Here is a 12,145-nt window from a genome sequence, read left to right on the forward strand (position 1 = left end):
GGGATGTGTGAGCGTTATTCGGCTCGCGACTCGACGCCCAATTCATCCCACACTGACTCAGCCAGGTGGAAGGTCGCGTTGGCCGCAGGAATACCGCAGTAGATTGCGCTCTGCATCAACACTTCCTTGATCTCCTCGCGGGTAACGCCATTGCTGGCGGCGGCGCGCAGGTGCAGCTTGAGCTCGTCATTGCGGTTCATGCCGATCAGCATGGCAATGGTGATCAGGCTGCGGGTGTGCCGTGGCAGACCCGGGCGAGTCCAGATATCTCCCCAGGCGTGGCGAGTGATCATTTCCTGGAACTCGCCGTTGAAGTCCGTCAGGTTGTTCAGGCTGCGATCGACATGGGCGTCGCCAAGCACCGCACGACGCACCTTCATGCCTTCTTCATAGCGTTGTTTTTCGTCCACGAAACGCTCCTCAGCGGGCCAGCAGAAAATCGATTACCCGACGGCTGAACGGCTCGCCGACTTCGACATTGGACAAATGCGCAGCATGGAACTCGGCGTACTCGGCACCCTGCACATTCTCTTGGATGAATAACCCGCCCGCAGGCGGTGTGACGGCATCATGGCTGCCGGAAATCACCAGCAACGGTACGTTGATCTCGCCCAGACGATCACGGAAATCGGCATCACGTACCGCCCCGCAGTTGGCCGCATAACCTAGCGGCGAGGTGGCGGCGAGCATATCGGTGATGCGCTTGGCCTGATCGGCATTGCTCGATGAGTAGGCGGGCGTGAACCAGCGCTCGATGGAGGCGTCACGCAAGCCGACCATGGCTTGCTTGCCGTCGCGCAAGACCATTTCGATACGCGGATTCCAGGTGTCCGGCGAGCCGATCTTGGCCGCCGTGTTGCAGACGATCAACCGGTCAAGGCGCTCACCAGCATTAATCCCCAACCATTGCCCGATCAAACCGCCCATGGACAGGCCGCAGAAATGCGCACGGTCGATGTTCAAGGCGTCGAGCAGCGCCAGTACATCCTGACCCAATTGCTCGATGCTGTAGGGCCCTTCGGTAATCAGCGAGCCGCCATGACCACGGGTGTCGTAGCGCAATACGCGAAAATGCGCGGCAAAGGCCGGCACCTGGGTATCCCACATGTGCAGGTCGGTGCCCAGGGAGTTGGATAGCACCAACACCGGTGCGCCCTCGGGACCGTCGAGTTGATAATTTAGTGCGCCATCGGCGAGTTGTACCTGTGCCACTGCAGCCTCCTTCAAGCATTGAAACGGTGATGTTCGGCCAACGTTCGCTCGACCCAGGTACGTGCCTGGCCAAGGTAGTGGGCCGGATCAAGCAAACGATCAAGTTCGTCTGCGCCAAGCTCTGCGCTCACCTGTGGATCGTCGCCGAGGACGGCGCGCAGGTGGCGCTGTTCAGCTACTGCACGCTTGCAGCAGGTTTCCAGCAAATGGTGGGCGGTATCGCGCCCCAGGCGTTGCGCCAGGACAATACTGACAGCCTCGGCCAGCACCAGCCCTTGGGTCAGGTCGAGGTTGTGGCGCATGCGCGCGGCATCCACTTGCAACCCATCGGCAATGATCTGTGCCTGGCGCAATGCACCCGAGACCAGGCAACAAATGTCCGGCAGGGTTTCCCATTCGGCGTGCCACAAGCCCAGGCTGCGTTCGTGCTCCTGCGGCATGGCGGCAAACAACGTGGACACCAGGCCCGGCACCCGCGTTGCAGCACCAATAAGCACCGCGGCACCCACCGGGTTACGTTTATGCGGCATGGTCGAGGAACCACCTTTGCCCGGCGCCGAAGGTTCGAACACCTCGGCCGCTTCTGTCTGCATCAGCAGGCTGATGTCGCGCCCCATCTTGCCCAGGCTGCCGGCGATCAGGCCGAGCACCGAGGCAAACTCCACCAAACGATCGCGCTGGGTGTGCCACGGCTGCTCCGGTAGTTGCAGATCCAGCTGTCGAGCCAGTTCCTCGGCTACCGGCAAAGCGTTGTCGCCAAGCGCCGCCAAGGTGCCGGAAGCACCCCCGAACTGCACCGTGAGCAAACGTGGCTTGAGCTCCTGCAAGCGTTGGCGATGACGGGTCAAGGCCCCCAGCCACCCGGCGATTTTCATGCCCAGGGTGACCGGCGTTGCATGTTGCAACCAGGTGCGTCCGGCCAGGGGCGTATCAGCATGCGCCGCTGCCTGCAACGCCAAGGATTCGCCGAGGCGCTGCAGGTCTCGCTCGATCAGCGCCAGCGCCTGGCGCAGTTGCAGGACCAACCCGCTATCCATTGCATCCTGACTGGTGGCACCCAGATGCACATAGCGCTCGGCCTCGGCGACATCGCTGGCAATGACCTTGCCCAGCGCCTTGACCAATGGAATTGCCGAGTTGCCGGCCGTAGCAATGGCCTCGGCCAACGCGACAAAATCGTAGCGCTCGGCCTGACAGGCAGCCTCGATTGGTGCCACTGCCAGTTGCGGAATGACCCCTACAGCCGCTTCGGCGCGGGCCAGGGCAGCTTCAAAATCGAGCATGCCCTGCACTCGACCCTGATCGGAAAAGACCTCACGCATGTCGGTTGCGGTGAAGTAGGCATCGAACAGCTGATTGCCCGGTCGCAGGTTCATCTACAAGTCCTTAACAGGTCAATGGTCGTGGTGCAGATAGGCGGCCTGCTTGGGCAAACGCAGACTGAACAGAAAAGCAATGGCCATCATGACGGTAACGTACCAGTAAAAGGTATTTTCCATCCCGATCGACTTGAGCCCCAATGCCACATATTCAGCGGAACCGCCAAACATCGCATTGGCCACCGCGTAGGCCAGGCCCACACCCAGGGCACGAACCTGCGGCGGGAACATCTCGGCTTTGACCAGCCCACTGATCGAGGTATAGAAACTGACGATGCACAGCGCCAGGGTGATCAGCACGAACGCCAGGAACGGACTGGTGACCGTCTTCAGGGCCATCAGGATCGGCACCGTAAACAAGGTGCCCAAAGCGCCGAACAGCAACATCGAATTGCGTCGGCCGATGCGGTCGGAGAGCATGCCGAACAACGGCTGCATACACATATACAAGAACAGCACCCCGGTCATGATGAAGCTTGCGGTCTTGGCGCTCATGCCTGCGGTGTTCACCAGGTACTTCTGCATGTAGGTGGTGAAGGTGTAGAAAATCAACGAACCACCAGCGGTGTAGCCAAGCACGGTGATAAAGGCCGCCGCATGGTTGCGAAACAAGCCGGAAATACTGCCAGCCTCTTTGTCGTTGCGGGTTTCGGCACTGCTGGTTTCTTCCAGCGAGCGACGCAGAAACAACGAAATCACCGCGGCTACAGCACCTACCACGAATGAAATCCGCCAGCCCCAGGCACGCAGCTCATCCTCGCTGAGCACCTGTTGGAGGATGACCACCACCAGCACCGCCAGCAACTGCCCGCCGATCAGGGTCACGTATTGGAACGAGGCAAAGAAGCCGCGCTGGCCGCGAAGCGCCACTTCACTCATGTACGTGGCAGTGGTGCCGTATTCGCCGCCCACCGACAAGCCCTGGAACAGCCGCGCCAGCAACAACAGTGCCGGTGCCCAGGCGCCAATAGAGGCGTAGGTCGGCAAGCAGGCAATGACCAAGGAACCTGCGCACATCATCAGCACCGAGATCATCATCGAATTCTTGCGGCCATGACGGTCAGCCACCCTGCCGAACAGCCAGCCACCAATGGGCCGCATCAGAAAACCGGCGGCAAACACCCCGGCGGTGTTGAGCAACTGTACGGTTGGGTCGCCTGAAGGAAAAAAGGCCGGGGCAAAATAGATCGCGCAGAAGGCATAGACATAAAAGTCGAACCATTCCACCAAATTGCCCGAGGAGGCGCCGACGATGGCGAAAATACGCTTGCTGCGCTCTTCACCCGTGTAATAGGTAGAAGTCATGGCATTTCACTCTTGGAGGGTTACTGAAGTCTAGACACAATCAGTAACACCTCGTTCCACGAACAATCGCCGGTAAGGGTGTCCCTGCGTGGGGGACGCTCTTACCGGTGATTGAATTACACCCGCTCGATGGCCAAAGCCAAGCCTTGCCCTACGCCGACACACATCGTTGCCAAGCCTTTGCGGCCGCCGGTTTTCTCCAGCTGATGCATGGCCGTGAGAATCAGACGCGCGCCACTCATGCCCAGCGGGTGCCCCAGGGCGATCGCGCCGCCATTGGGATTAACCTGTGGCGCATCGTCGGCCAGCCCCAGTTCACGCAGGACGGCCAAGCCTTGGCTGGCGAAGGCTTCGTTCAGCTCAATCACATCGAAATCACTGACTGCCACACCGAGACGCTCGCTCAGCTTGCGCACTGCGGGCACTGGACCAATGCCCATCACGCGCGGAGCGACGCCGGCACTGGCCATTCCCAGTACCCGGGCACGCGGGGTCAAGCCGTGCTTTTTCACCGCATCAGCCGACGCCAGCAACAGCGCGGCGGCACCATCGTTAACGCCCGAAGCGTTGCCAGCAGTGACGGTTTTGTCTGGGCCGTTGACCGGCTTGAGGCGGGTCAGGGCTTCAAGGGTAGTGTCGGCCCGAGGATGCTCGTCCTGCTCAACCACCGTATCGCCCTTCTTGTGGGCGATACGCACAGCCACGATTTCTTCGGCAAAGTAACCAGCGGCCTGGGCTGCAGCGGTTCGCTGCTGGCTGCGCAGCGCGAAGGCATCTTGGTCGGCACGCGACACCTGGTAATCATCGGCGACGTTGTCAGCCGTCTGCGGCATGGCATCGACGCCATACTGAGCCTTCATCAGCGGATTGATGAAACGCCAGCCAATGGTGGTGTCCTCCAGCTTCATGTTGCGCGAGTAGGCGCTGTCGGCCTTACCCATGACAAATGGAGCGCGGGACATCGACTCGACGCCACCGGCAATTGCCAGCTCCATTTCGCCGCTAGCAATGGCACGAAATGCCGTGCCTACCGCGTCCATACCCGAGGCACAAAGACGGTTGAGGGTTACCCCCGGCACGCTGTCCGGCAAACCGGCCAGCAACAGCGCCATACGCGCAACGTTACGGTTGTCTTCACCGGCCTGGTTGGCGCAGCCGAGGAACACTTCGTCCACCTGGTCCCATTGCACTTGCGGGTTACGCTCGATCAGTGCCTTGAGCGGTACGGCTGCCAGATCATCGGCACGTACACCGGCGAGGGCGCCGCCGAAACGGCCAATGGGAGTGCGAATGGCGTCGCAGATAAACACTTCGCGCATTATGCTTCTCCTGGCGCTTGGCCGTGGGCAGCAGCAGTGCGCGCTTCCAGGTCGCGCAAGGCACTGAGCTCGACTTCAGTCGGTTCGGCGGTGATCTGGACATCATCGGCAAAACGAATCGCCCAGCCAGTGGCCGCTACAATTTGCTCACGGGTCACACCAGGATGGATCGCGGTCACGACGAACTCGTGGGTATCCGCTTCCGGTTCCATGATGCACAGGTCAGTGATGATTCCCACCGGCCCTTCGCCAGGCAGTCCCAGGCGCTTGCGCGAATCCCCTCCTTCGCCGTGGCCCACCGAGGTGATGAAGTCGAGTTTGTCGACAAAGGCACGGTTGGACTGCTTGAGGATGATCAACACCTGCTTGGCGGAGCCGGCAATCTCCGGCGCGCCACCGGCACCTGGCAGGCGCACTTTAGGCTGATGATAGTCACCGACTACCGTGGTGTTGATGTTGCCGAAGCGGTCCACTTGAGCGGCGCCCAAAAAACCCACATCAATACGACCACCCTGCAGCCAGTACCGAAAGATTTCGCCGGTCGGCACCACGGTGTCCGCAGTTTCGGCCAGTTCACCGTCACCAATCGAAAGCGGCAATACGCTTGGCTTGGCGCCAATCGGACCGGATTCATAGATCAGTACCACATCCGGAGAAGACGTCAGCCGCGCCAGGTTAGCAGCCTTGGAAGGCAGGCCAATGCCCACGAAGCACACGGCACCATTGCGCAGACGACGGGCTGCGGCGACGGTCATCATTTCATTGGTGGAGTAGCTCATTGTGCAGCCTCCGAAGCGCTGGCCAGTTTTGCCTTGAATTCGTTGAAATCGGCGGTGCCGCGAATGTATTCGTCGATCCAGGCGGTGAAGACCTCGCGATTGCGCGCAATCGGATCCCAGGCCTGATAGAAACGGTTGTCTCGCTCGTAATAGCCATGCGCGTAGGATGGGTGCGCACCGCCAGGCACCAGACAGACCGCCGAAAGTGCCCAGGTAGGCAGCACACAGGCGTTCATCGGCGCCTTGAGGTCATCGACAATTTCTTCGACAGTGACGATGCAACGCTTGGCCGCCAGTGCTGCCTCTTTCTGTACACCAAGGATGCCCCAGAGCAGCACGTTGCCTTTGCGGTCGGCCTTCTGTGCGTGAATCACGGTGACATCCGGGCGAACCGAAGGAACGGCGGCAAGCACTTCACCGGTAAACGGGCAGGTCACGCTCTTGATCAGCGGGTTGACCTTGGGCAGATCGGAGCCGGCATAAGCGCGCAGCACGGCAAAAGGCAGGCCCGAGGCACCGGCAACATAGGCGTTGGCCAGGTCAGCATGGCTGTGCTCTTCGATTTCCATTGCTTGCGGCCACTGCTTTTCGACGGCGTCGCGCAAACGGTGCAACGAGCCGACACCGGGGTTGCCACCCCAGGAAAAAATCAGTTTACGAGCACAGCCGGCGCCGATCAGCTGATCGTAGATCAGGTCAGGAGTCATACGTACCAGGGTCAGATCTTTCTTGCCCTGACGAATGATTTCATGCCCGGCGGCAGTCGGAATCAAATGCGTAAAGCCTTCGAGGGCGACGCTGTCACCGTCATGGACGAATTGCTTCACGGCGTCGTGGAGCGAGAGAATTTCAGCCATTGCAGACTCCTGGATATGCTGAGTCGAGGTCGGTGTGCAAGGCGCCTGGAGCGGCGCCGGTAGGACTTCAGATTAAGACGGGGCTGGGGCCGGTACAATCCGATAATCGACTAACTGTTCGATTATCGAACCGATTGTTACCCTGCTAAACAATCTCGCCGAAGCAGTCCGCCACTCAAGTTGCGTCAGCGTGGCTGACCATGCCTTTGATGATCACTGCCAGGGTGGCCAGCGCTGCCGGGATAACCAGGGCGGTGAGCACCTGTTCGAAGTTCCAACCTAACCCCAACAGGGTCGCGCCCATCCAGGCACCTAGAATGGCGCCGAAACGACCGATGCCGAGCATCCATGACACGCCCGTGGCACGGCCTTGGGTCGGATAGAAACGCGCCGCCAGCGAAGGCATGGCCGATTGCGCACCGTTGACGCACATACCCGCAATCAGCACCAGCGTCGCCAACACGGTGATGTTGCCAAGGCTCTGGCCCACCGCGTAGGCAAATACCCCTGCCAGCAGATAGAAAGTGCCGATAACCTTGTGTGGGTTGAAGCGGTCCATGGCCCAGCCTACGACCACCGCACTGAGCACCCCGCCGAACTGGAACAAGGCACCAATAAATGCGGCCTGCTCCATGCTCGCGCCACTGTCGCGCATCAGCGTTGGCAACCAACTGGTGAGCAGGTAGACAATTACCAGGCCCATGAAATACGTCAGCCACAACAATATGGTGCCGGCGCTATAGGTTCCGGAGAAAATCACCGCAAACACATTGCGAGCCTTCACCGAGTTCTGTTCCGGCACGCTGAAACTCGATGCCTGGCCGACAATGGCCGGATCGATCGGCGTTAGGGTCTTGCGCACCTTATCGGTACCACGGTTGCGCACCACCAGAAAGCGCGCAGACTCCGGTAACCAGAACAACAGGACCACGGCAAGTAACAGCGGCAGAAGGCCACCGATCAGCAGCAAACTATGCCAGCCGAATGCCGGAATCAGCTTGGCCGAAATGAACCCACCGCCGGCCATGCCCAGGTTGAAACCACAGAACATACTGGTGACCAGCAGCGACTTGTGTCGTTCCGGGGTGTATTCGGAAAGCAGTGTGGTGGCGTTGGGCATACCGGCGCCAAGCCCCAGGCCGGTGAGAAAACGCAGCACCAGCAATTGATCGAGATTGCTGCTGTAGGCCGATGCCAGACTGAAAGCGCCGAACACCACCACCGCCCCCACCAGCACCACCTTGCGTCCAAAGCGGTCGGCCAGGGGGCCCGAGCCCAGCGCCCCGAACACCATGCCAATCAGCGCCGCACTCATGACCGGGCCCAGGCTGGCGCGGTCGATGCCCCAATCCTGGGACAGCGCCGGGGCAATGAAGCCCATGGCGGCGGTGTCCAGACCATCGAGAAAAACAATAAGGAAGCACAGAATCACCACGCGCCATTGGTAGCGCGACAGGGGTTGTGTATTGATGAAAGACTGCACATCAAGGCAGTTTCCGACAGCAGCTTGTGGACTGTTCATTATTTTTATCCAGTAGAAGCGCGCGAATGTGCGGGTGCGCGCGTGATCGCCACAACCGATCGGGACAGACCGATCGGTGTGCGAAGGACATTAATAACAGGCCGAAAGCGGCGCAATTCGGTAAACGCAACACTGTGCGTTTATCGAACAGGAACGTGCCGTGTCAGGCAAACAACTGGGTACTCAAATCGCGACTGGCGGCGATCATGATTGGCAGGAAGCGCTGCTCAAGCTCGGAACGGCTGACCCGACCGGCATGGGTACTGACGTTCAACGCTGCCAGCACCTGCCCGGACGCATCGTAGACCGGTACGGCAATTGAACGCAGGCCTTGCTCCAATTCCTGGTCAACCACACACCAACCCTGCTGACGTACCTGCTGCAAGCACTCAAGCAGCGCCGCCGGATCGTGGATGGTACGACTGGTCTTGGCCTGCAGGTCGGCATGTTCCAGGTATTCATGCAGCGTTGCATCATCCAGCGCCGCCAGGAGGATGCGGCCCATGGACGTGCAGTAGGCCGGCAGCCGCCCTCCGACCGAAAGATCCACGGAAATCAAGCGCTGCACCGTGGCCGAGCGAGCTATATAAAGGATGTCGTCGCCTTCGAGGGTGGCCATGTTGCAGGCCTCGTGCAATTGATCACTCATTCGATCCAGATACGGCTGGGCCGACACCGCCAGTGGCGTGGAGGACAAATACGCGTGACCAAGGGTCAATACTTTGGGCAGGAGTGAATAGGTGCGTCCATCGGTAGTGGCGTAGCCCAGCTTGATCAAGGTGTGCAGGCAACGGCGCACGGCAGCACGTGGAATTTCCGTGCGATGGCTGATCTGCGCGATAGTCAAATGACGCTTGCGCTCCTGGAACGCCTGAACCACCGCCAGCCCACGGGCCAGAGAGGTCATGAAATCCGGATCGCCGGTAAACGCCTGTATGCGTTTTGCCGGCGAGGCAACGATGGGGGGCGCTAGGGACGCAAACGAACTGCGTACCTCATCGTTCAATCCAGGCGCTTTGGGCGGGGTTTCTTCTGTCATGGCTCATCTCGACAACACGGTCAGTGGGGCGATTATCGAACCATCGACCGATAATCGCAATTGACCGCCACCCTCAATTGCTTATACCTTTCTACCGCCACCATGTGGCTTCTTGGAGAGACTGGTCAGGTACCCACCGTAGAAGTCCCAGGCACGGCCTTGCCCACGAAGCGAGGCCGTTTTTCCTTCCCCAGGCCGTGACGGCAATCTGTTAACAATCGCTGAAGAACTTTTGCTGTCGGCAAGCGTTCAAGCGAAACCACACAGCTATTTAACAAACCCGCAACAAATGCCGGTGTTTGTTGTCACTACTGAAACAACAGAGTTACACGACGATAGAACTTGCTTGCTATAATCAAGTTCCACGCCTGGCTCGGAAGGTAGTTGCAGGATTCACGCTGCGCTGATCAGAAGGCATATCGGGTGTGGCCCTGATGCAAGTCCACATGTTTGAAAATTCTGCTATACGCATAGACTTGCCTATTCAGAACTACTGTTGCTGCGACAGTAATCACGCTCTGGCCGCGTAGCCGTGTGCACGGTGTGCTTTAACAAAGCCCCGCACGCGTTAACGCCGGAGTTTATTCATAACCAACAGGTAGCACTGTGACGAAAGACGAACTGCGCGCGGAACTTGAGCGCCAGGAGCAACGTTACAAGGAAGTTTATGGCGGGGAAGTCACCACCTACGCCGCACAACCCGACCCAGAGCGCAAGCCCTGGCGTAAACGTGCAAGTATCCTGGACCAGGCATTTGCCCAGGAACTGCAAAAGATCGAAAAAGAGCTCAAGCCTGACGAGCCATAGCAGCTGTCGCGCTTACCGCCTGCTTCAAGCAGGCGGATTGCGGGCGCCTACAACGGTCCCTGAAGGCTGACCATTACAGCATGTGCAGAAGGCGGAAATGGAATTTCACAAATTTCATACGGCCGTTTGAATTTTTAATGCGCGCAAAAAAAATGCGTAAACCTTTATATTTTCTCGATTTTTACCGAATTTAACGCTTATTTACCGGGCGTTATCCACTACATAGTTGCCCGAAAAAGCGCCAAAACGGCCAAGACCGGTCAGCGGCGGGTGCATCGATTAACCGGGATTTCTGGCATAATCGCGCCCCCTTATGACCGGGTCAGAAAACCTTCATGATCGATTTATTCAGCGGACTTGATGCTTGGGTACTGGTGAGCTTGCTGCTCGCTTTGACCTTCGTACTCGCCTTCGAGTTCATCAATGGCTTTCATGACACCGCTAACGCGGTAGCTACAGTCATTTATACCAAAGCCATGCCCCCACACCTGGCGGTGTTCTTTTCCGGGGTGTTCAACTTCCTTGGTGTGCTGCTCGGCGGTGTCGGGGTGGCCTATGCCATCGTCCACCTGCTGCCGGTGGAGCTGCTGATCAACGTTAACACCGGTCATGGATTGGCCATGGTTTTCTCTCTGCTCGCCGCCGCCATCGCCTGGAACCTGGGTACCTGGTACTTCGGTATTCCGGCGTCCAGCTCGCACACCCTGATCGGCTCGATCCTTGGCGTTGGCCTGGCCAATGCCCTGATCAGCGACATCCCGTTGGGTGATGGGGTCAACTGGCAGAAAGCTATCGATATCGGCATGTCCCTGGTGCTCTCGCCCCTGGCCGGTTTCGCCGTGGCTGCGCTGGTACTGCTCGGGCTGAAATGGTGGCGTCCGCTGTCGAAGATGCACAAAACGCCTGAACAGCGTCGCAAGCTCGACGACAAGAAGCACCCACCTTTCTGGAACCGCCTAGTACTGGTGATTTCCGCCATGGCCGTAAGCTTCGTGCACGGTTCCAACGATGGTCAGAAAGGTATCGGCCTGATCATGCTGGTACTGATCGGTATCGTGCCAGCTCAGTTCGTTCTCGACCTGAACAGCACCACCTACCAGATCGAGCGTACTCGCGACGCCACCCTGCACCTTAACCAGTTCTACCAGCGCAACCAGGATACCCTGGGCGAATTCCTGGCACTGGGCAAGGCACAAACGGGTGACCTGCCAGAGCAGTTCAGTTGCAATCCGCAGCAAACCGAGCCAACTATCAATGCCCTGCTCGACTCGCTCAAGGGCGTAACCGAGTACCGCTCGCTGTCGCCGGAAAAACGCGTTGAAGTGCGTCGTTACCTTCTCTGCCTGGACGACACTGCCAAGAAAGTCGGCAAGCTGCCAGGCCTGCAAGCGCGTGAAAAGGCTGACCTGGACAAGCTACGCAAAGACCTGACCGCCACTACCGAGTACGCCCCGTTCTGGGTGATCCTCGCGGTAGCCCTGGCCCTCGGCCTGGGTACCATGGTTGGCTGGAAGCGTGTCGTACTGACCATCGGTGAAAAAATCGGCAAGCAGGGCATGACTTACGCCCAGGGCATGTCGGCACAAATCACCGCTGCCTGCGCCATCGGCATGGCCAACATCTTCAGCCTGCCGGTATCGACCACCCACGTTTTGTCCTCGGGTGTAGCCGGTACCATGGTCGCAAACAAAAGCGGCCTGCAAGGCGGCACCGTCAAGACCATCCTGCTGGCCTGGGTCCTGACCCTGCCTGCAACCGTGGCCCTGTCGGCTGGCTTGTTCTGGCTGGCGACCAAGTTCATCGTCTGAACTGGCTCGCATTGAAAAAGGCGCCCTAGGGCGCCTTTTTCGTATTTGCTATCCGCCGCCTCATCGCAGGGCCAGCCCGCTCCAACTGGCTGGGCCTGCGACAACGTTGACGCGCCAG

Annotated in this window: 11 protein-coding genes; 2 read left to right on the plus strand and 9 right to left on the minus strand. The window is 59.2% G+C overall.

Translation table 11 applies throughout. The features are described 5' to 3' along the window. Nucleotides 1-14: 14 nt before the first annotated feature. The 9 genes from pcaC to pcaR form a co-directional block, all read right to left on the minus strand. Nucleotides 15-410, minus strand: a complete 396-nt coding sequence (gene pcaC, locus H8F21_RS21235; protein WP_136474763.1) for a 4-carboxymuconolactone decarboxylase — start codon at nt 408-410, stop codon at nt 15-17. A 10-nt stretch (nt 411-420) separates the two neighbouring features. Further along, on the minus strand, nt 421-1,212 hold the full coding sequence (pcaD, locus tag H8F21_RS21240; protein ID WP_203585264.1) for a 3-oxoadipate enol-lactonase: 792 nt from the start codon (nt 1,210-1,212) through the stop codon (nt 421-423). An 11-nt stretch (nt 1,213-1,223) separates the two neighbouring features. Then, nucleotides 1,224-2,588, minus strand: a complete 1,365-nt coding sequence (locus H8F21_RS21245) for a 3-carboxy-cis,cis-muconate cycloisomerase (RefSeq protein ID WP_203585265.1) — start codon at nt 2,586-2,588, stop codon at nt 1,224-1,226. 18 nt (nt 2,589-2,606) lie between these two features. Then, nucleotides 2,607-3,896 (minus strand): MFS family transporter, encoded by a 1,290-nt coding sequence (locus H8F21_RS21250; protein WP_203585266.1) that lies wholly within the window; start codon nt 3,894-3,896, stop codon nt 2,607-2,609. A 116-nt stretch (nt 3,897-4,012) separates the two neighbouring features. Continuing rightward, complete coding sequence (gene pcaF, locus H8F21_RS21255; RefSeq protein ID WP_203585292.1) at nt 4,013-5,218, minus strand: 3-oxoadipyl-CoA thiolase; 1,206 nt, start codon at nt 5,216-5,218, stop codon at nt 4,013-4,015. After that, nucleotides 5,215-5,994: a CoA-transferase subunit beta gene (locus tag H8F21_RS21260; RefSeq protein WP_203585267.1), complete on the minus strand. Its 780-nt coding sequence runs from the start codon at nt 5,992-5,994 to the stop codon at nt 5,215-5,217. Before H8F21_RS21260 ends, pcaF begins: the two co-directional genes overlap by 4 nt. Next, a complete protein-coding gene (locus tag H8F21_RS21265; RefSeq protein WP_136474757.1) occupies nt 5,991-6,851 on the minus strand; it encodes a CoA transferase subunit A in 861 nt (286 codons plus the stop codon). The genes H8F21_RS21260 and H8F21_RS21265 overlap by 4 nt, the downstream gene beginning before the upstream one ends. Before the next feature lie 175 nt (nt 6,852-7,026). Then, nucleotides 7,027-8,373 (minus strand): 4-hydroxybenzoate transporter PcaK, encoded by a 1,347-nt coding sequence (locus H8F21_RS21270; RefSeq protein WP_203585268.1) that lies wholly within the window; start codon nt 8,371-8,373, stop codon nt 7,027-7,029. Between the two features lie 163 nt (nt 8,374-8,536). Next, entirely contained in the window at nt 8,537-9,412 is an 876-nt protein-coding gene (gene pcaR, locus H8F21_RS21275; protein ID WP_203543552.1) for an IclR family transcriptional regulator, read from the minus strand. A gap of 606 nt (nt 9,413-10,018) precedes the next feature. Here pcaR and H8F21_RS21280 point away from each other — a divergent pair. Together H8F21_RS21280 and H8F21_RS21285 are read left to right on the plus strand one after the other, a co-directional pair. Continuing rightward, nucleotides 10,019-10,219, plus strand: a complete 201-nt coding sequence (locus tag H8F21_RS21280; RefSeq protein ID WP_136474755.1) for a hypothetical protein — start codon at nt 10,019-10,021, stop codon at nt 10,217-10,219. Nucleotides 10,220-10,554: 335 nt separating this feature from the next. Beyond that, nucleotides 10,555-12,027, plus strand: a complete 1,473-nt coding sequence (locus H8F21_RS21285) for an inorganic phosphate transporter (protein WP_203478186.1) — start codon at nt 10,555-10,557, stop codon at nt 12,025-12,027. The last annotated feature ends 118 nt before the right edge of the window (nt 12,028-12,145 follow it).

This window comes from Pseudomonas arcuscaelestis (assembly GCF_016881005.1).
GTDB lineage: Bacteria > Pseudomonadota > Gammaproteobacteria > Pseudomonadales > Pseudomonadaceae > Aquipseudomonas > Aquipseudomonas arcuscaelestis.